The sequence below is a fragment of the Candidatus Kuenenbacteria bacterium genome, from assembly GCA_012797775.1.
Taxonomy (GTDB): Bacteria; Patescibacteriota; Patescibacteriia; order UBA2196; family GWA2-42-15; genus JAAZMX01.
The window spans coordinates 14,168-34,319 of record JAAZOM010000027.1 but is presented as its reverse complement, the minus strand read 5'-3'; the positions used below and the strand labels follow the sequence as shown (position 1 = coordinate 34,319).

Below are 20,152 nucleotides of genomic sequence, written 5' to 3'. Positions count from 1 at the left end.
AAATATAAAAATCAAAAGATAAAATTATTTATCAAAAAGCCGGTTAGGTTATGATTTTTTTAATCTCTTCAGTGACTTTTGGTAATATTTCTTTTACCAGCATTTTTTTCTCTTCCCTAGAAAATTTTGATAGGACAAAATCAGCCGCTTCCATTTTTTCTTTTAATTCATTTTTTATACCAATGCGCACCCGCCAAAATTTATCCGTGCCCAGCTTTTCTATAATTGATTTGATACCATTGTGTCCGGCCGAGGATCCTTCATCGCGCACCCTTATTTTGCCTACTGGCAGATCCAGTTCGTCATAGACAATTATGATATTTTTATTATCGACCTGCCAGAATTTTTTCATTATCGTGGCTGCCTCACCAGAATTATTCATAAAAGTTTGCGGCTTGGCTAAAATTATTTTTTGGTTATCTATCTTGCTCTCCGATACCTCTGCTTTAAGTTTTTTCTGTTTTTTTAATTCCCCGAGCTTTTCATGTTCAACCAAAAAATCAATCGCCGCAAAGCCGGCATTGTGCCTAGTATTTTGGTATTCTTTGCCTGGATTGCCGAGCCCTACAATTAAAAACATAACTTAAGATTTTTTGTGTCTGATTACTAGTTTTATGGGTGATCCCAAAAAACCGAATTTTTCCCGGAGACTATTAATTATATATTGTTTATAGCTTTCCGGCAGCTCATCATCGGTATCTATCTCACAACTAAATACCGGCGGTGCAGTATCTATCTGCTGGAGTTTGGTGATAAAAGCTCTGCGGACCGCGACCCGGCCGCGGACATTTATCCTTTTTCTGACTGGAGGCTGTTTTTTTATTATCTGCTTCAAAAATTTACTGAGCGCATTATCCGACACCTTTGTTTTTTGTGCCGCCGCTACCTCCAAGACTAATTTTAATATTTTTTCCGTATTCCAGCCAGTTTTAGCGCTCACCAAAATCCTTGGGGCAAAAGCCAAATGAGGGAAATAGTGTTTTATATAATTCAAATAATCTTCAGCAGTTTTGTCTTTTTCTCCACCCCTTGCCAAATCATATTTATTTATAATAATAATCACTCCAGACCCCTTTTCGGCGACCATCTTTGCCAACTGTTGGTCTTGGTGTGCTATTTCTTGGCTGATATCGACCACCATTAGTACCACATCAGCTCTATATAAGGCGCTGGCAGACATCCTTACCCCTAGATATTCCAAACTATCTTTTTCTATTTTAGCCTTACGCCTGATACCCGCCGTGTCGATGATCAAGATGTCGTTTTCTTGATAATCTATCAGAATATCATTTGGTTCTCTGGTGGTGTGGGGGGTCGGAGAGACGATAGCGAACTCCTCTTTGGCTAGGGTGTTTAGAAGTGATGATTTGCCTACGTTGGGTTTACCCACGATGGCTACCTTGATCCTTGGTCTTTTGGCTTTTTTTTCTTTTGTCTTTTTTATGCCTTTAAATTTTTTTATAATCAAATCAACCAAGTCGCCAGTTCCGCCGCCACTGGCTGCTGATAGGAGCGCCGGTTCGCCAAGCCCCAGCTTATAAAATTCACCAGCCTGTGCTCGTCTCTCATTGTTTTCACACTTATTGACCACCAATATTTTTTGTTTGCCACTTTTTCTGACAAAATCAGCTATTTTTTTATCTTGGGGGTTCAGACCTTCAATAGCATCAACCACCATCAAAACTAAATCACTTTTTTCCAGTGCGGCTCTAGCACGTAGCTCTACCTGTTTGTCAACATTGTCTTTGGCAGCCATTTTAATTTTCTTTTCTTGTTTTTTTGATAGAGATTTTATTTCCTTTTTTTCTTCTGCCAAAAATCCGCCAGTATCTACTAGCTCAAAAACCTTACCCTGCCAACGCACTTCGGCATATTTCAAATCCCTGGTTGTCCCTGGTATTCTGGAAACCATTGCTTTTTTACTTTCCGAGAGCCGGTTAAAAAGGGTTGATTTGCCAACATTGGCTCGGCCAATTATAACTACGCTTCCCAACATATTTTTTGTGATTATTTTATTCCAGAGAGTTCGTGGTGCTGGTTGATTTTTTGTTCAAATCTTCCTGCTTACTGCGCCACTCATTTATTGCTTGTATTTCCACGGCCCGATCATAGCCGGCCACTATCATAAAATCAGCATTAACCGGCTCATCTTGCCCTTGGTCATTTTTTTTGTACAAAATTGGAGTCAAAAATTCTGGCAGAGTATTATCAGTGTGCGCGTTGAGTTTTTCTTTCAAAAATTTTAACACCTCATTGTTTGCCCCTTGCGATAAATCGTAGATAACCGTCTTCTCAAAATTTTGGTTTTGCGAGTTGGCAATTCTCTCCACCCTAAATCCAAGAGACTCCATACTGGCAGCCACATAGGTGGCCAGCCCATCAGAATTGGTGCCATTTACCACTATTATTTTCATATTTTTTTCTGCTATCTGTTTCATGGTAAAAATATTTTGGCCAAAATATTGAAGATCAGAATAATCACCAGATTTTGGTACTAGGACAAAAGCGCCGGATTCAGTCGTGGCTGGCTTCAAGAGTCCGCCTGGTGAGTCATCAATTACATAATTTTTTATATTTTTAAAATCGACATCTTTGGCAATATTTATTATTTCTGGTATCTCCCTGGTTTCCAGATTGGTCTGAGTATGGTCTTTCACTGTGTCCAATATTTTATATAATTTATTTGGATTCAAAAAAACTTTCCAGCTCATCAGTTTATTTTTTACCGCAGTCAGTATTTTTTGTTGTCTTTTGCTTCTGGCAAAGTCAGATCCCTCCCCATTATTACCATGCCTTGATCTGGCAAATTGTAAGGCTCGGTCGCCATTCATGTGTTCCCAGCCTTTTTCAAAAGCTATGGTTTGGATTTTATAGTCATTGGTTGGGTATTGATTGTCAGTAAAATTTTTTTCGATTTCCACATCTACGCCGCCAAGCTCGTCAATCACCTTTTTAAAGCCCTGAAAATCTATTCTAAGCCAATAATGTATTGGTATGCCAAAGGTTTCAGAGACAGTTTTAGCCGCCAAAGCCGAGCCGCCACCCTCATAGTTATTTAAGTCACCGTAAGCGCTAGCATTATTTATTCTTTGGTAGCCATTGCCGGGTATTTTCACCAAAAGATCTCTGGGTATAGAAATTAGTGCTGCTTCTTTAGTGGATAATTTTATACTTCCAAGCATAATGGTGTCAGTCAAAAGGGCGCCATCGTGACCCGCCCCGCCTATACCCATCAACAAAAAATTGATTCTATCATCTTCGGCGCCGCTCAACTGTTCACCGTCTCCCAAAAGCATCCTAAATTGGCTTATTACTGGTAACCTCCCGATAGCCTGCCCAAAGGAGCTCCCCGAAAAAGCGGCACTAGACGACAAAATCCAAGTAAAAATAAAAACACCCACCAAAAAAAGAGCGGCCTTTTTTAATAATTTATAAAAAAACCCATGATTTTTCTTTTCTTGGTCGTTGTGATTATATTGTGACGGCACTAAATTAATGTTGTCTTTCATTTTTTTCTTTTTATAAAATTTAAGCGCCCCGTTGGGGCCCTCTTTCTTTTGTATAATATACTAAATTCAGACTTGCGTCAATCAAAAAATTATGCTATTATTAGAGCAAATTCGCTAATTTTAGCACATAAACTTTTTGATTAACAATTTTTTTTGATATGGGCATATAGCTCAGTTGGTTAGAGCGCGCCGTTCACATCGGCGAGGTCTCTGGTTCGAGCCCAGATATGCCCACCATTAAAATCTTTAAGGGCGCGCGCCGTTCACATCGGCGAGGGTTGCGAAGATTGATTATCTTCGCAACAGTTAGAGCCCAGATATGCTTACCATTAATATTATCAATTATTTATGTCATTTATCGAAAAACCAAAAGAAGAAAAACCAAGTTTTGAGCCAGCCAATGGCGATGGTGATATCCTTGGCCAAATAAAAGATTTTATTTGGGAAACTATCAAGGTTGTTGTTTTTTCTCTGGCGATAATCTTACCCATCCGTTATTTTATTATCCAGCCATTTTATGTCAAAGGCGCCTCAATGGAGCCTAATTTTTTTGATCATGAATATCTAGTGATAGATGAGATTTCTTATCGCTTGGGAGAGATAAAAAGGGGCGATGTTATCGTTTTTAAATATCCCGAAGACCCCAAGCAGTATTTTATAAAGCGCATCATCGGCTTGCCGGGCGAAACGATAAAAATAAAAGAAGGCAAGATTGTGATTATAAACAAAGATCACCCAGAAGGATTTTTCTTGGAAGAAAAAGGTTATTTACCGGAAGTTTATACCCAAGGAGACATAGACTTGCTTCTTGGCGTCAACGAATATTACGTTTTGGGCGACAATCGCACGGCCTCCTTGGACTCGCGTGTCTTTGGCCCGATCGAACGCTCCAACATTGTCGGCCGAGCCTGGATACGCGGCTGGCCTTTCAACCGTGCCCAGATTTTCAAAACCCCGAATTTCCAATAAAATACTGTAATAATTTATTATTTTATGCCAAAAATCACCAATAAGCCCATCCAACTATTAAAAGGATTCAAAGATATTTTACCCGAGCACCAAATATATTGGGATTATTTTTTATACCACGCCGAAAGGATAATTATCAATTATGGTTTTAAAAAGATTGATGTGCCGGTTTTGGAGCAGACCTCCCTTTATCACAAAGGCACCGGTAAGCACACCGACATTGTTACCAAAGAACTTTATAGTTTTGAAGACAAGGGCGGGGAAAATGTTACCCTTCGTCCGGAATTCACTCCCGGAGTCTGCCGTTCTTATATCGAGCACGGTATGTTTAATAAGCCTCAACCAGTAAAACTTTATGCCTACGGGCCGGTTTTCCGTCACGACAACCCGCAGTCTGGCCGCTATCGTCAATTTCATCAGCTTGATCTCGAGATTATTGGCTCTGATAGCCCAGTAGTTGATGCCCAGCTCGTCATAATTTCTTACCGTCTTTTGGAAGCGCTTGGACTGGTCCCCATAGTTCATATAAATAGTATTGGCTGTCTAGAGTGCCGCACCTCCTACATCACCAAATTAAAGCAACATCTGAGCAATAGTGGCAAGAAAAAAGGACTCTGCGAAAACTGCAAAGAGCGCTTTGTTAAAAATCCCTTGAGGATTTTGGACTGCAAAGAAGAAACTTGCCACAAAATTTTGGAAGATGCCCCACAAATAGTGGATTCACTCTGCGAAGACTGCAAAAAACATTTTATGCAGGTACTAGAATATTTAGACGATATGGGGATAGAGTATGTTTTGGACGTTTATCTGGTTCGCGGCCTTGATTATTACAACCGAACCACTTTTGAGGTTTTTATAGAGGAAGCCGAGGGCAAAACTCCCATCGCCCTTTTGGGCGGGGGTCGATTTGACGGCTTGATGGAAATTTTGGGTGGCCGCCCCACACCGGCCGCTGGGCTGGCGATCGGCGTTGAGAGAGTTGTCAATAAAATACGCGAAGCCAAACCAGATCTTCAGGTCCAAGAAGGAATAGATGTTTTTGTCGCACAGTTGGGAGCCGAAGCCCGCAAGGAGAGTTTCCGTCTCTATGAAAAATTGATTGCTGAAGGTATACATGTAGCAGAAAATTTTTCCAAAGATGGCCTCAAAAATCAGCTAGAAAAAGCCGACAGTGTTCACGCCAAGATATGTCTTATCCTTGGCCAAAAAGAGTTGATGGATCATACTATTATCTTTCGCGATATGACCTCGGGTATTCAGGAGATCGTGAACTATGACAAGGCTGTCAGTGAAGTCAAAAAGAGACTTGATCCAAAAATTAACGTTGTCAAAAGCTATAAAATGGAGAACCTGCAATTTGAAGAAAGGCCCGCCGAGACTCCACTCGTAACTTCGGAAAAAGTCCATGATTTTAAAAATAAGCACCAAGATGATAGTTTGGGTAGTCTCAATGGTTTTTCAGACGCTGATTATGATTTTGAGGATGACGAGCTCGAGGATGATATTGACGAAGAGGAGGGTGTGGACTCTGAAGATGGTTTAGACAAAGAGGACGAAGATTACCACTATAATCTAAAAGATGAAGAGGACATCTAATTATAAATTTCAAGTAATAACCTACGGCTGCAAGCTCAATCAGGCGGAATCAGAGATGATCTCCGCCGATTTAATTTCTCTGGGACTGCAGATGACCACAACATCATCAGCCGATTTTTTTATTATCAACTCCTGTTCGGTTACCGAAAAGGCAGAATCAGAAGTAATAAAAAAGCTTAAAATTATTAAAAACAAGTATCCCAATTCCAAAATTATCCTGACCGGCTGTTTTGCTAAAAATAAATTATCAGGCATTGATCTAAGAATTAAAGACAAAAGGTCTTTTGTAAGGGAGTTTTCAAGCAAGTTTAAAATTAATCAAAACGCTCGCGATTTGGCAGGTGAATTAAAAACAAATTCCCGCCATCCGCACCGCACTTTTGTCAAAATTCAGGACGGCTGCAACAATTTTTGTGCCTATTGTATCGTGCCTATTCTGCGCGGTTTACCACAAAGTAGGGGAGCCAAAGATATTATTCAAGATATTAATGAGGCAGAAAAACAAGGATTAAAAGAAGTTGTTTTGACTGGCGTCAATGTCGGCCTTTATCACGGCGGTCTGGTTAAATTATTAAAAATCATTCTCGCCCAAACCAATATTCCTCGCATCCGTTTGGGCTCTCTCTGGCCTACCAATGTTACACCAGAGCTGATTGATCTTTATGCCAAAGAGTCGCGTCTCTGTCCGCATTTCCATTTGAGCATTCAGTCCGGCTCCAATCAGATTTTAAAATCAATGGGCCGGCAGTACACTCGAGAAGAAATTTTTAAGATTATTAAATCCTGCCGCGCTAAAATAAAAAATATCAATTTTACTTGTGACATTATCGTCGGTTTCCCGGGCGAAACCGCCAAAGATTTTCAGGATACTTGCGATTTAATTCAAAAAATTGGTTTTTCCAAAGTTCATATTTTTCAATTCTCACCCCGGCCCAATACCCGAGCGGCCAAAATGCCTGATCAGATTATTGGCTCCATCAAACAAGCCAGATACCAAAAACTATCCGCAATTGCCAAGCGAGTTGCGGGAGTAGTAAAGATTAATTTTAAAAACAAAAAACTCCCAGTCTTGTGGGAGGGTCTGGCCACTGGTTATCAGTATGGTTTTACCGACAATTATCTGCGTATCAAAAAGAAAATTAAACTCAGAGAAAATTGGGAGAATAGAATAGAATATTTTATACCCAAACAATTTATTTAATAAAAGAAAGAGCGAAGAATTTTCCTCGCTCTTTTTGTTTTTGGGCCATAGTTTTCTAGTCTGTTGGCCCGCAGCCGGTTATCTGTAAATCAGGATAAGGTCTACGCCTGGTCTCAGGCTTTTCAGCTGTAGGCTCGGGGCTGGCTTGGTTCTGAGTTGCCTCGAGTTGTTTCAGGCCCTCTCCTATCTCCTCTTCGGTTAGTCTCACGCCAAAGAAGGCATCTCCTGTTTTGGTCATAAAGCCCTCCTTCCCTCTTATGTTTGGTTTAGCTTTTTAATAATCATTTTTATTTTTCTATCTGTATTTTTATTATTTTTTAATTCATTGGCGTCCATGGCTTTAAAAGCTGCCACTCCAATCAATTTTAACTCTAAATATTTAATAAATCCAGACATTGCTTGTTTTAAATATTTTTCTGAGCCTTTTATGCTTCCACCACCGGTCATAATCATAAATATTTTTTTACCTTTTAGCGCGGCCTGCCAGTCAAGCGGCAAAAGACGGTCAATAAAATTTTTTGAAAGCCCATTTATATTATCATAATAACGAGGCGCGCCAAAAATCAAAATATCAGCTGCCATTATTCTCTTAATTATTTTAGTCATGGAATCATTTTGAACGCAACTAAAAGATTTTTCGCACTTAAAACAGCCCAGGCAATGATTAATTTTCATTTTTCTCAAAAGCAAGAGTTCTTTCTTGCCAATCAGGTCAGTATAAATTTTTCTTAGTACATATTCTGTGTTGCCTGGTCGCGGGCTGCCAGAGATGAGTAAATATTTTTTCATTTTATCTCGCAATTAATAAAATTATCAGTATCCCGGCTGTATTCAAAACATAGGACAGTAGGGCAAAAAATTTATTATTTACCAGCTTATCAGCGGCAAGCATGGTTACGCCGATTTCATCTGGCAAGGGCGAGGCGATCACCCCGCTAGCTACGACCGGGATAATGTATTTTTTAATAAAAAGATTATTTTTTCTACTGACTTTAAAAATTCGCCAGACTTTTTCCTCGCCCAGTCGGTCTATTTCTTTTTGAAAAGATGAACGGATAAAGCGGAAAAGCACCAGATCAGAAACAAGCGAGCCGAGCCCAGCAATCAGCCCGGTCACCCAAATATTATATTCTCCAGCCATCAGGACAATTATCGCCGTGCCAATACTAGCCGTAAAGCCATAAGAATACATCATGCCAGCGATGAGCGCACCCACATAGCCGAGCCCCAAAATAAAAACATTGCCAGCCGCCAGCCAATTTTTAAAGATAAAAAACACCACCAAATAACTGATCAAGAGCAAGGTTAATTTTGGGTATTTAATTTTTAGCATATTGTTTTACTAATTTTTTAAATTCTGTACCCTTAGCCCGATAATCATTATAAAAATCATAGCTCGAAGCGGCCGGTGAGAGCGCTACTGTTTCGCCCAGTTCGGTATACTTATATGCCGTCCGTACCGTTTCCGCCATATTTTTAACTCGGATAATTTTATTCTCCGCCCTTGTTTTAGCCAGCTCTCCCGCGATGGTCTCGCCTGCGTGCGGCCAGCAGATGACAGTCCTGATTTTTGATTTTTTTATCTCTGCCGCCAGTTTTTTATAGTCCAAGCCCCGATCAAAACCGCCAACGATTAAAGTTTGTAAATTTTTACTTTGCAGAGCCTTGATGGCCTCAATGGTTGATTCCGGCGTAGTAGACAAAACATCATTATAAAAGTTAATACCTTTAAATTTACCCACGAATTCCAGACGGTGTTCTAAGGGCTGAAATTTTTTGAGCGCCTTTTTTATTATCTCCTCTTTCACTCCAAAAATTTTAGCAACAGCGATTGCTCCAGCCATATTTTGTTCATTGTGGTTGCCCAATAGTTGGGAGACGGCATTGAAATTTCGATCAAGATCGCTATATGTGCTGGCCCGGACTTTTTGTTTTCTGATAAATTCTGCCACTGGCTTGAAATTTTTATTGTAAACTACCACTCCGCCCGGTTTCAGCTGGCGCACAATATTCATCTTGGCTTGAAAATAGTTGTCCAAGCTACCGTGATAATTTAGGTGCTCTGGATAAAAGCTGGTGACGACTGCCAAATCAATTTTTTTATTTAAAATCTCCAACTGGTAAGAGGATAATTCCGCCACAAAAATTGTGTCTTTGGAATCTTGGTTGATGTAATCCAAAAATGGTTTGCCAATGTTACCGACCAATACTGTCTTTTTACCAGCGGTTTTTAAAATTTCATAAATTAGGCTAGCGGTCGTGCTCTTACCCTTGGTGCCAGTCACTCCGACCACCTTGCCTTTAATACTAGATAGAAAAAGATTGAGCCCGCTGGTTATTTCTATGTTTTTTGTCTTTAGCTCTTTGGTTGTCTTCCCGGCCAATTTTATCCCCGGTGTTTTAAAAATAGTTTTAAATTGAGCCAGTCCTTTGAGATAATCTTTTCCCAATTTTAAAGATATTGACGGATATTTTTTAATAAAATTTCTATATTCTGGCCCAAATTCTCCTAGTTTATTCTGATCAGCAATAGTTATCCCTTCGGGTGTTGCCAGTTTATTTTTCAACAAAAATTTCAAAGTTGACAAACCTTCCCGGCCAAAACCGAGGATTAATACTTTTTTGTTTCTCAATTTATCAGCCATTTTTATGGCATTTTCCATTTCTTCTGGCGTTCCAACGCACTCAAATGGTTTGTGTCTTTTTAGCCCTAAAAGCTCATCAAAAATTGGTTTTAGTTTTCTATCTTGGTATAGATTTTTACCAAAAATTTTTTCCAGCTCACTCTCTGCTAGATAGGCCGACAGCATTGTCCAGACAAAAGCACACTTAGGGCATTGGCCGCACCACCTTTTTTTGGCTTTTTTGGTGATTTTGAAATTGGTATTACAACTAGAGAAAACCGGAAAATATTTTTTATATTTTACAAATTCCCCCACGATTTCTAATTCAGTTTTTTGCCGCAAGATACTATGATATTTTATACTCGGCGTGATAAATTTAAACACATATTTCTGAAACATTTTTTCAAACTCCGCTGATTTGCTCCACTGGTGGTTGATCATCATGCCCAAGTATTCCACATTACCGTAGCTGGCGCTCTTTTCATTGCCCAAAACAATTTCCTTGTGTCCATACAAAATAGCTGCCACCACATCGACGAGAGAATAATAAACACTGATCGGGATGTGACCATTATAAACGCCTTTATTTTTGTTTAAGGCAAATAAATTGGGCGACAAATAGCGCTCCACCCGGATCAGCGGCCGGCCAATGACGCCGACCACCTCATCAACCAGCGTTGACTGGCCCAAATAAATCAAATCAAAATTTCTTTTCTTCTTTTTCAGCATCTCCGCCACCACGATAGAATCTTTGCCACCCCCGATTGGCACCAAGGTCTTGTTTTGCGTTTTTACTTTGATTGGTTTGACCTGATAGTTTTTTTCAAAAGGAAAATTGACTAAGCCGCAGAAGTCTATTTTATTGCGGTAAAAAAATTCGCCGAGGCCCTTGGTATAAACTAATCCCCAAAAATTTGCCTGCTCTTTAGTCAGCTTATATTTGCCCAAATCAATCTTTTTTGGGCAGTAGGTTTTGTAATAACTAATACCCGCAATCAAAAACAGATTAAAAATTGCCTTATCCAGAGCTACGAGTTTATTTTTGTCTAATTTTATTTTTCTGGCTGGAAATTTTAGTTTTTCTTGAAAATTAATATTGCCCAGCGCATATTTAAAAACCAAAACCCCACTTTGGGGCTGGAATTTATAGTCTAAAAATTTAAAAAATTTTTGATCGGTCATAATTAAATAGCAAGAATGTTTAACACTTCTTTTTTTACTTTTTCCGCCGTTGTTTTATTTTTTGACTCAATTGTCAGTCGGAGTAGCGGCTCGGTATTGGAAGCACGGAGATTAAACCACCAACCACCCTTATCCCAACTATCAACCGTCACGCCGTCCAAACAATCCTGCTTGTATTTTTTATAATTATTTTTTATTTGCCTGATCTTTCCGTCCATCTCTTCGCGCTTATCAAATCGCGTATTTATTTCTGGCAATTTATAATATTTATTAAGCGGCTTGATTATCTCTGATAGGGGTTTATTTTTTTTAGATAATAGCTCCAGTAAAATAATAAGGGCAATAAAACCAGAATCGGCATAGGAATTATCTCGAAAAGAATAATGCGCTGATAATTCGCCGCCCATTATCCCTTTGTTTTTTCTCATTCCCTCAGCCACATTGACATAACCGACCGCCGTCCTGATTGGCCGCCCTCCCCACTCTCTAACTTTCTCCACGATAATTTTGGAGCAAATCAAATTATAGACCACCCCTGCTCCTGGTTCTTTCTCCAAAAATTTTTCCGCTAAAATTAAAAGTGTAATATCCGCTGGCACGAAACGCCCTTTTTCATCAACAAAAAACAAACGGTCAGTATCACCATCAAAAATTACTCCACAGTCCGCTTTGGTCTCTTTTACTTTTTTGACAATCTGTATTTGACTTTGGGGTTCCAGCGGGTTGGACGGATGGGCTGGGAAAGTACTATCAAGCTGGAAATTTAAAGGAATGATTTTGATCGGTAATTTTTTAGTCAAAATCGGCATTACTTTGCCCGCCATGCCGTTACCAGCATCCACCACCACTTTGAATGGTTTTATTTTTTTTATATCAGCAAAACTTAAAACATGTTTAATATAACCCGGCCAGATATTTTCTTTGACAATTTTTACTTTGGTATTTTTTTTCTTGCTATTTAATTCGGCCAGCCTTTGAGCCAAGGGGAAAAGCTGTTCTCCCCTGACTACTTTCATCTTTTGGGCCATCATTTTAAAACCATTGTACTCTTTGGGGTTGTGCGAGGCCGTGATCATGATACCCGTTTCATGTTTGAGTTTGCCCACAGCAAAATATATGGCGTCAATCGGCACTAGGCCAATATCAATAATTTTTTTCACCCCACCAGCCGAGAGCCCCGCCATCAAACTTTTCTTTAAAACATTCCCGCCCAGCCGCATATCCCGACCGATGACCACTTCTTTGGCCTTGGTTTTTTGGGCAAAAGCCATCCCAACAAAAAAAGCCGTCTTGGAGTTGAGCTGACTTGGGTAAACCCCGCGGATGTCATATGCCTTGAAGATGGATTTGTTTAGAATCATAAAATTTTAATTGTGTCCCTTAGGGACATCTCCCGTAGGGAGAGAGGCCTGGGCGGGAATTGTCGCTCTTTGAGAGATCTCTCATAGAGAGAAACCCGCGCATAACAGTTTTGTCCCTCTTCGAGTGATGTCTTGTAGAGACACAGACTGTCGCCCTATGATATCAAGCTGAATTTGGTTCTTTGTTTTAGAAATTCTTTTTGTTGCTGACTATGTTTTAGTTCATATTCTCTTCTGGCCGCATCTGTTTTATGTAAGTAAGCTTCATAATATATCAATCTCAGTGGTCTATAAAATTGTGTTGATTTTACCTTGCCGTCATTGTGTGTTTTTATTCTTGTCTTTAGGTCATCAGAATACCCAATATATAACCAGTTTCTATTCTTTAAGCTTTGCAGGGCGTAAACATAATACATAAATCTGGAGGTCACGGCGGGATTTGAACCCGCGAATAACAGTTTTGCAGACTGTCGCCTTAGACCACTTGGCTACGTGACCCCAAAATTTATATATTCAGTTTTGTCCCTCTTTGAGGAATGTCTCGTAGAGACACAGACTGTTGCCTTACCGCTTGGCTACCAGGCCATACTTATTTTTATCCTACCTTAATATTCATGTTTTTTCAAGGATTTTAAAATATAATAAAAATAAATGCACCACCCTTGGGCAGTGCATATGTTTTTGTATATTTTTTATTTTTTATTTATTTTCCAGCTAGCCAATATTGTGGCCAGTCCAAAAATTAACCAACACCACTCCACCGACAACTCCTTGGCTAGCACCCCACTTACAACCAAGCCGGCGGCTCCAAAAACATGGCTAGTCAGTGACTCAAATGAATTTAGGGTGGCCCTTTCTTCCGAAGCAATATTTTCGTTTAAATATTGGCTTTTTATTGGCTGGTATAATCCACGGAATATCTCATGGGTCAAAAAAGCTGGCAAGGCCAAAAATAATTTGAAAGCCCCAATGGCTGTCAAAAAAACAAATAAGCCAACAAGTGACAATGTTATTGATATTGCCTTTCGTTCACTTTTGATTTTTTGGAGCAACCATGGTCCATAATGCGATCCGATCATTGCTGCGATGGCTATAAATGCGAACAGCCATCCGAAAAATAATCGATTAACACCCAGACCCTGGAAAAATGGCTGCCATTGCATATTGGGAGCCTGGACAGCAAAGGCCAGTACAGCGCTGGAGGTTATAACAAAGCGGATATTTTTATTTTTTAATACACATTCACCACCTCTTTGTATTGTTTTTCCGACCTCTTTGCAACCTGAGACAAAAGAGAAATTTTTTTTAACAAAATATTTTTCCTTCATTAAAAACATGGCCAAAATCGCTGTTATAAAAAAAGTTATTGCCCCCGCAATCCAAGGCATAGCAATATTATCTTTGGACACCCAGGTACCGACAATTGCCCCGACAATCATTGCTGCCTGTTTTGTTTTTAGCCCACTAGAAAAAATTTTTACCGTTTCCCCTTTATATCCCTCATGGCGTAAGCTGTCTACTACCCAGGCTTCAAAAGCACCGCTAGCACAAGTCTGGCCGATAGCAGCTATTATCTCTGCCGCCACGAAGGCTAATAAGTTGTCGGCAAAAAAATATACAACCTTGGCAGCCACCCAGATAAAACACGAAAGGACAAAGGAAAACTTTCTCCCAAAAACATCGGCTATTGCGCCTGTTGGTAATTCAAAAATGAAAATTGTAACAAAATAGGCGATGTTTGGAATTATAGCGCTGACATAGTCTAGGCCGTGGTGTCGCAAAAAGGTAATGTAGGTTCCGGCCATATAAGCCATTGAAAGGCTTACTAGAAAATTAAGCAGCAGATAAACCCCAACAACTCTTTTAGGCATAAGCTCCTCCTTTTTTGTTCTATTTTTAATTTTTCTAGACTTGTTTGTTAAAATCAAATTTAAAACGCCTTGCTTTTTGTCTAGCCAAGGCGTTTATATTGATTAATTAGAATACAAATATCTTTACCTTAAACAATAATCACCCTGGCCAAACAAAAAATATTCACAAGTACCGCAATCACAGTCGATTGCATATACCGGCTTCCAACTACCCATATTCAATTGGTGATTATTAAAATTCATAGTCATTTTATTTATTATAAGAATTATGACATATTTATTAAATATTGTCAATTTATTTATATTCAACAAAAAACCGACCATAGCCGGTTTTTATTTTAAAGTAATTTTATCGTGATCTTGTTCAATTCTCTAGTCGCTGGTGGCCTAGGCAAAAGCCCATGTTTTGCTCCCATTTCCGTCACCACACTATTTGAATTGAGCATCGCTAGTTGCAGTGATTTTTTGACATCACCCTTGTATAAAAACAATCCAGCCACAAAGCCAGAGCCGAATGCATCACCCGCGCCTGTGGCATTGACCACTTTTCTATCCAAAATATCAGCCCACAAAGTTTCCAATCCATTTTTTACCCAAGCTCCAGACTTTCCTCCGGTGACAGCGATTATCGCCCCCGGAGAGACCCTCTCCAATCTTTCAAAAATCTGTTTAATATTTTTTCTTTTCACCCCCGATAGTTTTTGGGCTTCTTTGAGATTTAAAAATAGAATATCAGTCTGGGCCAAAAAGTTTTTCAATTTTTCTTTGCCCAAATTCAATTCTGCTCCTCCCGGATTCCAGGCGATCTTGGCTCCCAATTTTTTTGCTTTTCTATAAATATTGCCCAGTAGTTTTAGATTGGCGTGGAGAGAAGTTATAAAGAACCACTTAGTCGAGAGCCGGCTTATATTGGTGGCTGGATATTTTTTTAAATCCGAGGCTCCTCGATAAACTAGGGCAGTTTTGTCGCCATCTTTGTCTATAAATATCACCGAATATCCAGTTTCCTCTTTTTTGTTTATCGTAACAAAGTCAGTATTCACCCGAAAATTTTTCATGGTGCTGATTACTTTTTCACCAGCCAAATCTCTTCCCACCTGGCAGACCACCGCGGTTTTTAGTCCCATATTGGCCAGTGTGGCTGCGCCATTGGTGCCGCCCCCGCCAATATCAAAATACATTTTTTTGACATTGATCTTGTCGCCCATATTTTCCGGATTAAATGGATGGCAGACTTTTACATCTTTACAAATCATATCCTTATTTAAAATAAAGATGTCCTGTAGGGCCGAACCAATAGAAATTGCGTCAAATTTTTTCATAAATCTATAAATAAATTAAATATCCTAATATCTTGGTTCTATTATACCTTATTTATTCAATTTCCTTAATTCTTCCCTTGCCACCATCCTTTCATCCCAAGGGATTTTTTCTCCCTTGGCTACGCAGATAAATTGCTCCGCCCCCTTACCAGTCAAAAGTACCAGGTCATTTTCTTTTGCCAATTCGATGGCCTTTCTTATTGCCTCGCGGCGATCAAGGATTTTGATTACCTCAACTTTTTTATTCCCCAATTTCTTTATTTCTTCTGATCCTGCTGCCACTTCATTAATTATTTTTATCGGTTCGTCATCATAAGGGTCTTCATTGGTCACAATCACCGCCTCGGCATTTTCGGCCGCCATTTTACCGAGAACCGGTCGTCTTGACTTATCTCGTCCTCCACCGCACGAGCCAAGCACGTGAATTATTTTTCCTTTTATTCTCAAGTTATTATTAATAAATTCATACAGCCGGCGCATTGATTCTGGTTCTGGCGCATAGTCCACCAAAACCTGAAAATTTTGTCCCTCATCAATAAATTCCATCCGGCCAGCCACGCCATCAATTTTTTCCAAAGCATTTTTGCTAATTTCCAGGCCAATATTCAAAGCCCCAGCTGTGGCAATGGCGGAGAGACAATTTTCTACATTAAATTCACCGGGTAGCTTGGTGGTAAATTTTACATTCTCCACTTCAAATTCAGAACCATTTGTTCCTATCTTTACATTATCAGCCATAATTATATTATTGAGTTTTGTTGGTTGAGTTTTGTGTTTTGCCGTGTAGCCCCACTTTTTATCTGCTGGAAAATTTAAATAATAATCCGCGTGCTCACTATCCAAATTAACCACACTAATTTTTGGTACTTTTTGCCCCGCAATTATTTTGCGTCGGCATTTCATTAGGTGCACAAATAATTTCCCCTTGGCTTTTTTGTAATTTTCAAAACTACCATGTGATTCAATATGCTCTGGCGTCAAATTGGTAAAAACCGCCACATCATAATTTATGCCCGAGTGGCGATGTTGTTTTATTCCTTCAGAAGAAGTTTCTATTACAGCATATCTACAACCTGCTTTTACCATCTCGGCCAAGAGTTTTTGTAATTGCATCCGGCCAACCATGGTCATTTTTTTATCATTGAGCCACTTTTTGCCAGCCACTTTAAAATTGACCGTAGTGGTCCAGCCGACCTTGGCTCCAGTTTCTTCGAGAATTTTGCCAATCAGATTGACAGTTGTAGACTTGCCATTGGTCCCTGTCACCCCAATCACGATCAATTTTCCCGATGGATTACTATAATACCACTTGGCCAAAACAGCTAAACCCAAGTGATACCAGCCTAGTAAAAATTTAGGTATTAATTTTTTAATCAGTGTTTTTATCATATTTTCAGTCTATCACGCCCTTATGCCTGGGGCAAATCAAAAAGCCCGAGAGGCACCCCGGGCTTTTATCCTTTTCAATAATTTAATAATAAGACAATTTAATAATTTAAATACTCTTCCATTCTTTTTATATCATCCGGATTGGTAAAGCTTTTCCATTTGCCAGTCACTGGTACTATTTTTACTTTTTTCTCTCTGGCCAAAATACTTACCGCGTCAGTCAGTTCATATTCACCGCGAGGAGAAAGTTTTATTTTTTCAATCGCCCAAAAAATTTCCGGTGTAAATTTATACATCCCCACATTGACCAGATAGTCTCTAGGCCGACTGCCATCAAAATCAATATCTGGTTTTGGTTTTTCTACAATGCGTTCCAAAAAATTATCACCATCAGGCTTTAAAATTCCATATGGCGATGGGTCATCGGTCGGCATACCACCAGCATAGCAAAATTCATCATCTAGTTCTTTCATTTTTTTCAGATCTTCTACCGCGTAGAGATCATCGCCATTGATCACCACAAAATTTTCATTTGAGACCGCCTCCTTTGTTGCCGCGACAGGCATAGCCGTGCCGTATTTATCTTCGCCCATTTTTTCAAATTGGTCTACCAATTTCAGATTAAATTCTTTTCCGTACTCTTCTGTAAATTCTGCCATTTTTTCCTTTTTATAACCTACCACCAAAATTATCTCCTCAAATCCAGCCGCTTTGACATTGGCTAGGGAGTAATATAAAAAAGGGCGGTCTTTCACGCCGATCAAATGTTTTGGTTTATCTGCTGACAGCTCGAGCATTCTTGTACCTTTGCCGGCCGCCATGATCACAATCTTTTTTATCATAAAAGCATCTTAGGGTATTATTTTTTTAAAAAATTTTGCACCCCACAAAAGGTTATACCATTTTTTATTCAAGACATAATCCCAGCTCCCCAAATATTCCACCGTCTTGCCGCCAAAGCCATGTTTGAATCTGGTAATACCAGCCCAGTGTCTGTTTTCCTCACTCACTCCCCAGAAATCATATATCTTATAACCTTCTTTTTTGGCCTCCATTATTGCTTTCCACTGCAAGAGATAATTGGGCATCAGTTCGCGATGTTCATTTGACGACGCTCCATGCAGATAGGTCGCACCATTGCCAAAATAAACTACCATTATCGAGCCGAGTGCCCTTCCCTCATATTCAGCCAGATACAATTTCAGTTTGACATCCTTATCCCCTTGGCCAAAAAAATTAACCAACTTCTCATAATAACTACGCTCGTAAATTTTTATCTTATTCCTTCCCGCCATTTCTTTGCTCAGCTGATAAAACTTTTCTATATCCTTATCCATAATTCTAGATTCATAATTCATTATTCTAATTTTTACTCCTTTCTTCTCCGCCAAGCGAATATTATATCTGGTTTTTTGATTCATCTTTTCCAAAAGATCCTCCTCACTTCTCGTGATATCTAAAAGTAGAGTACTTTTTGGCTCGCTGGTTTTGGTCAATATTTTTGGCTTTCTAAAACCCAACCGGCCCAAAAACCCCGCCAGATAATCTTTGTGTTCATAAGGCAGGTCCAATCTCAAAAATACCGCCTCTCCCAATTCCGCCTCTGCTTTTTTCAAAATAGGTCGATAATAATCTGCCCGCTTATCCATAAAGTCCTTGGCCCAGACAATACCTCTCGGGCAATAATAATAAAAATGCCCGCTGGGTAGCTCTTTTCTGATCAAACTAGCCGTCATCACCAATTTGTTGTCCACTAACATTGCCAGGCGCACCACCTTATTGCCAAGTATTTTCTCATTAAATTCACCCCATTCCCACGATTGCAAAAAACTCGACGGGCTGGTATTGTCCGCTACAAAGTTATTCCATTCAGTTTTATTTTTATAATCAGCAATAATTTCCATATCTAGAAGTTTATAATTTTTTTGGAAATTAAGCAATTGACATTTTGATGATTTTATACTAATCTTAGGTGAACACAAAAAGGTAATAAAATTAAAATTACGTCATCATATAAAAAGGAGAGTGCAACCATGTTGCGCAAAGTATTGTTTTTGTTGTTTGTATTGATTGCAACTGTCACGGCGCAAGAACCTGACACTACGGTTAAAAAACCAGCCAACAAAGTCACTATGTTCATTCAGACCTTGAACGGCACCGACCCAGTAAAAAAAGGTTTCTATTACAGAAACCCGCAAATCACCTGCCAGCTCAACCATGGCCGGGTTTCGTTTTCGGGCAAGTTTGATGCTTCTCCGGCTGACACTGCCAGTCACATTTTGGACGCGTATATTTCCTATCGACTCGCGTCGCAGTGGAAGTTGCAAGGAGGGCGGTTGATCAATTGGATGCGTGCCATTGATCCACCGAGCGAGATGAAAATTTTTATTCTAAATCCCTTCTCACCATTCGGTAAACCCACATCCGATATGGGCGTTGGGATCCAATACGGAGAATTAAAGGAGAAGAATTTTTTCACCTTTTATATTCTCAATGGCTCAGGCGGATCGGTCGACAACAACACCTCCATGGACGTGATGTTCTACTTTGAACAGCGCCCGTGGTCTTGGGTTGTGACTCGTGGCGGTTTCCAAACCGGCAAGCAGCCCGCTCCGATCGGCCAGAAAGGCAAGGGGTTCCTGCAGGCCTTTGTGACTTTCAGAGGAACTACCTTGGGCGGCTCGTTACTTCAAGAAAAAAGCCATTCGCTGGAATATCGCGGCTGGTTGCTGGAAGCCAACCACATGTTCACCAAATTCGTCGGCGCTGACAGTCTACAGTTCGTCAGCCGCCTGTATAACATCGGCAATGATCGGGTAAAAGATTACCACGGGATGGAGGCCGTGGTGGGATGTCAGTATTTCATTGACATCCTAAAATTCCAGCTCAATTATGTCTGGCGCGAGGAGGGGAAAGATGATTTTCTCTTTCTCTGCCAGATTTATTACAGCTTCAAATTCTGACAAAACAGCGGGTCACCCACCAGGTGCCCCGCTTTATTTTGTCTAAAAAATCTTTTTGGGCTAGTATTAAGATATAAATCATATTTTACCCTGAACGCCAGTGAGGGGTCTCGCTGGTGATCAAATTACCACGGGGTCCTTCCCCCGCCTCGGGCGGGGTCAGGA

General features: G+C 39.8%; 17 protein-coding genes and 2 tRNA genes. 5 read left to right on the top strand and 14 right to left on the bottom strand.

Annotated features, from left to right (window positions below; all coding sequences use genetic code 11):
• Positions 1 to 43: 43 nt before the first annotated feature.
• Genes GYA54_04170 through GYA54_04160 form a run of 3 tightly spaced genes read right to left on the bottom strand, consistent with a single transcriptional unit; the run spans position 44 to position 3,509 of the window.
• On the bottom strand, positions 44 to 580 hold the full coding sequence (locus GYA54_04170; protein ID NMC51892.1) for an aminoacyl-tRNA hydrolase: 537 nt from the start codon (positions 578 to 580) through the stop codon (positions 44 to 46).
• A 3-nt stretch (positions 581 to 583) separates the two neighbouring features.
• Positions 584 to 1,996: a ribosome biogenesis GTPase Der gene (gene der, locus GYA54_04165; GenBank protein ID NMC51891.1), complete on the bottom strand. Its 1,413-nt coding sequence runs from the start codon at positions 1,994 to 1,996 to the stop codon at positions 584 to 586.
• A gap of 16 nt (positions 1,997 to 2,012) precedes the next feature.
• Positions 2,013 to 3,509 (bottom strand): hypothetical protein, encoded by a 1,497-nt coding sequence (locus GYA54_04160; protein NMC51890.1) that lies wholly within the window; start codon positions 3,507 to 3,509, stop codon positions 2,013 to 2,015.
• A gap of 160 nt (positions 3,510 to 3,669) precedes the next feature.
• Here GYA54_04160 and GYA54_04155 point away from each other — a divergent pair.
• The 4 genes from GYA54_04155 (at position 3,670) to mtaB (ending at position 7,275) form a co-directional block, all read left to right on the top strand.
• Positions 3,670 to 3,746, top strand: a tRNA-Val gene (locus tag GYA54_04155).
• A gap of 111 nt (positions 3,747 to 3,857) precedes the next feature.
• Positions 3,858 to 4,478, top strand: coding sequence for a signal peptidase I (gene lepB / locus GYA54_04150; GenBank protein ID NMC51889.1), 621 nt, complete (start codon positions 3,858 to 3,860; stop codon positions 4,476 to 4,478).
• Between the two features lie 24 nt (positions 4,479 to 4,502).
• Entirely contained in the window at positions 4,503 to 6,074 is a 1,572-nt protein-coding gene (locus GYA54_04145) for a histidine--tRNA ligase (protein ID NMC51888.1), read from the top strand.
• Entirely contained in the window at positions 6,058 to 7,275 is a 1,218-nt protein-coding gene (gene mtaB / locus GYA54_04140; GenBank protein NMC51887.1) for a tRNA (N(6)-L-threonylcarbamoyladenosine(37)-C(2))-methylthiotransferase MtaB, read from the top strand. The genes GYA54_04145 and mtaB overlap by 17 nt, the downstream gene beginning before the upstream one ends.
• A 255-nt stretch (positions 7,276 to 7,530) precedes the next feature.
• On the opposite strand, the gene GYA54_04135 is transcribed toward mtaB, so the two are convergent.
• The 11 genes from GYA54_04135 to GYA54_04085 all read right to left on the bottom strand — a co-directional run bounded on the left by GYA54_04135 (position 7,531) and on the right by GYA54_04085 (position 18,928).
• Positions 7,531 to 8,064: a flavodoxin family protein gene (locus tag GYA54_04135; GenBank protein NMC51886.1), complete on the bottom strand. Its 534-nt coding sequence runs from the start codon at positions 8,062 to 8,064 to the stop codon at positions 7,531 to 7,533.
• A gap of 1 nt (position 8,065) precedes the next feature.
• The gene (locus GYA54_04130) at positions 8,066 to 8,608 is read right to left on the bottom strand and encodes a hypothetical protein (protein NMC51885.1); all 543 of its coding nucleotides are present in this window, start codon (positions 8,606 to 8,608) and stop codon (positions 8,066 to 8,068) included.
• Positions 8,595 to 11,081, bottom strand: a complete 2,487-nt coding sequence (murD, locus tag GYA54_04125; protein ID NMC51884.1) for a UDP-N-acetylmuramoyl-L-alanine--D-glutamate ligase — start codon at positions 11,079 to 11,081, stop codon at positions 8,595 to 8,597. Before murD ends, GYA54_04130 begins: the two co-directional genes overlap by 14 nt.
• 2 nt (positions 11,082 to 11,083) lie before the next feature.
• On the bottom strand, positions 11,084 to 12,442 hold the full coding sequence (locus tag GYA54_04120) for a phosphomannomutase/phosphoglucomutase (GenBank protein ID NMC51883.1): 1,359 nt from the start codon (positions 12,440 to 12,442) through the stop codon (positions 11,084 to 11,086).
• Positions 12,443 to 12,597: 155 nt separating this feature from the next.
• Positions 12,598 to 12,858: a GIY-YIG nuclease family protein gene (locus GYA54_04115; GenBank protein NMC51882.1), complete on the bottom strand. Its 261-nt coding sequence runs from the start codon at positions 12,856 to 12,858 to the stop codon at positions 12,598 to 12,600.
• 5 nt (positions 12,859 to 12,863) lie between these two features.
• Positions 12,864 to 12,940, bottom strand: a tRNA-Cys gene (locus GYA54_04110).
• Positions 12,941 to 13,134: 194 nt separating this feature from the next.
• Entirely contained in the window at positions 13,135 to 14,313 is a 1,179-nt protein-coding gene (locus GYA54_04105; protein ID NMC51881.1) for an MFS transporter, read from the bottom strand.
• 338 nt (positions 14,314 to 14,651) lie between these two features.
• The gene (locus GYA54_04100) at positions 14,652 to 15,635 is read right to left on the bottom strand and encodes a carbohydrate kinase family protein (GenBank protein NMC51880.1); all 984 of its coding nucleotides are present in this window, start codon (positions 15,633 to 15,635) and stop codon (positions 14,652 to 14,654) included.
• Positions 15,636 to 15,683: 48 nt separating this feature from the next.
• Positions 15,684 to 17,024 (bottom strand): UDP-N-acetylmuramoyl-L-alanyl-D-glutamate--2,6-diaminopimelate ligase, encoded by a 1,341-nt coding sequence (locus GYA54_04095; protein NMC51879.1) that lies wholly within the window; start codon positions 17,022 to 17,024, stop codon positions 15,684 to 15,686.
• 98 nt (positions 17,025 to 17,122) lie between these two features.
• Positions 17,123 to 17,866 (bottom strand): NTP transferase domain-containing protein, encoded by a 744-nt coding sequence (locus GYA54_04090; GenBank protein ID NMC51878.1) that lies wholly within the window; start codon positions 17,864 to 17,866, stop codon positions 17,123 to 17,125.
• 9 nt (positions 17,867 to 17,875) lie between these two features.
• Positions 17,876 to 18,928, bottom strand: coding sequence for a peptidoglycan bridge formation glycyltransferase FemA/FemB family protein (locus tag GYA54_04085; GenBank protein NMC51877.1), 1,053 nt, complete (start codon positions 18,926 to 18,928; stop codon positions 17,876 to 17,878).
• Positions 18,929 to 19,057: 129 nt separating this feature from the next.
• Here GYA54_04085 and GYA54_04080 point away from each other — a divergent pair, with 129 nt between their 5' ends.
• Positions 19,058 to 19,987, top strand: coding sequence for a hypothetical protein (locus GYA54_04080; protein ID NMC51876.1), 930 nt, complete (start codon positions 19,058 to 19,060; stop codon positions 19,985 to 19,987).
• Positions 19,988 to 20,152 lie beyond the last annotated feature (165 nt).

Excerpts from the sequence above, each read along its gene's own strand:
- GYA54_04170 (NMC51892.1), bottom strand. The coding sequence starts at position 580 with ATGTTTTTAATTGTAGGGCTCGGCAATCCAGGCAAAGAATACCAAAAT.
- der (NMC51891.1), bottom strand. The coding sequence starts at position 1,996 with ATGTTGGGAAGCGTAGTTATAATTGGCCGAGCCAATGTTGGCAAATCA.
- GYA54_04160 (NMC51890.1), bottom strand. The coding sequence starts at position 3,509 with ATGAAAGACAACATTAATTTAGTGCCGTCACAATATAATCACAACGAC.
- lepB (NMC51889.1), top strand. The coding sequence starts at position 3,858 with ATGTCATTTATCGAAAAACCAAAAGAAGAAAAACCAAGTTTTGAGCCA.
- GYA54_04145 (NMC51888.1), top strand. The coding sequence starts at position 4,503 with ATGCCAAAAATCACCAATAAGCCCATCCAACTATTAAAAGGATTCAAA.
- mtaB (NMC51887.1), top strand. The coding sequence starts at position 6,058 with ATGAAGAGGACATCTAATTATAAATTTCAAGTAATAACCTACGGCTGC.
- GYA54_04135 (NMC51886.1), bottom strand. The coding sequence starts at position 8,064 with ATGAAAAAATATTTACTCATCTCTGGCAGCCCGCGACCAGGCAACACA.
- GYA54_04130 (NMC51885.1), bottom strand. The coding sequence starts at position 8,608 with ATGCTAAAAATTAAATACCCAAAATTAACCTTGCTCTTGATCAGTTAT.
- murD (NMC51884.1), bottom strand. The coding sequence starts at position 11,081 with ATGACCGATCAAAAATTTTTTAAATTTTTAGACTATAAATTCCAGCCC.
- GYA54_04120 (NMC51883.1), bottom strand. The coding sequence starts at position 12,442 with ATGATTCTAAACAAATCCATCTTCAAGGCATATGACATCCGCGGGGTT.
- GYA54_04115 (NMC51882.1), bottom strand. The coding sequence starts at position 12,858 with ATGTATTATGTTTACGCCCTGCAAAGCTTAAAGAATAGAAACTGGTTA.
- GYA54_04105 (NMC51881.1), bottom strand. The coding sequence starts at position 14,313 with ATGCCTAAAAGAGTTGTTGGGGTTTATCTGCTGCTTAATTTTCTAGTA.
- GYA54_04100 (NMC51880.1), bottom strand. The coding sequence starts at position 15,635 with ATGAAAAAATTTGACGCAATTTCTATTGGTTCGGCCCTACAGGACATC.
- GYA54_04095 (NMC51879.1), bottom strand. The coding sequence starts at position 17,024 with ATGATAAAAACACTGATTAAAAAATTAATACCTAAATTTTTACTAGGC.
- GYA54_04090 (NMC51878.1), bottom strand. The coding sequence starts at position 17,866 with ATGATAAAAAAGATTGTGATCATGGCGGCCGGCAAAGGTACAAGAATG.
- GYA54_04085 (NMC51877.1), bottom strand. The coding sequence starts at position 18,928 with ATGGAAATTATTGCTGATTATAAAAATAAAACTGAATGGAATAACTTT.
- GYA54_04080 (NMC51876.1), top strand. The coding sequence starts at position 19,058 with ATGTTGCGCAAAGTATTGTTTTTGTTGTTTGTATTGATTGCAACTGTC.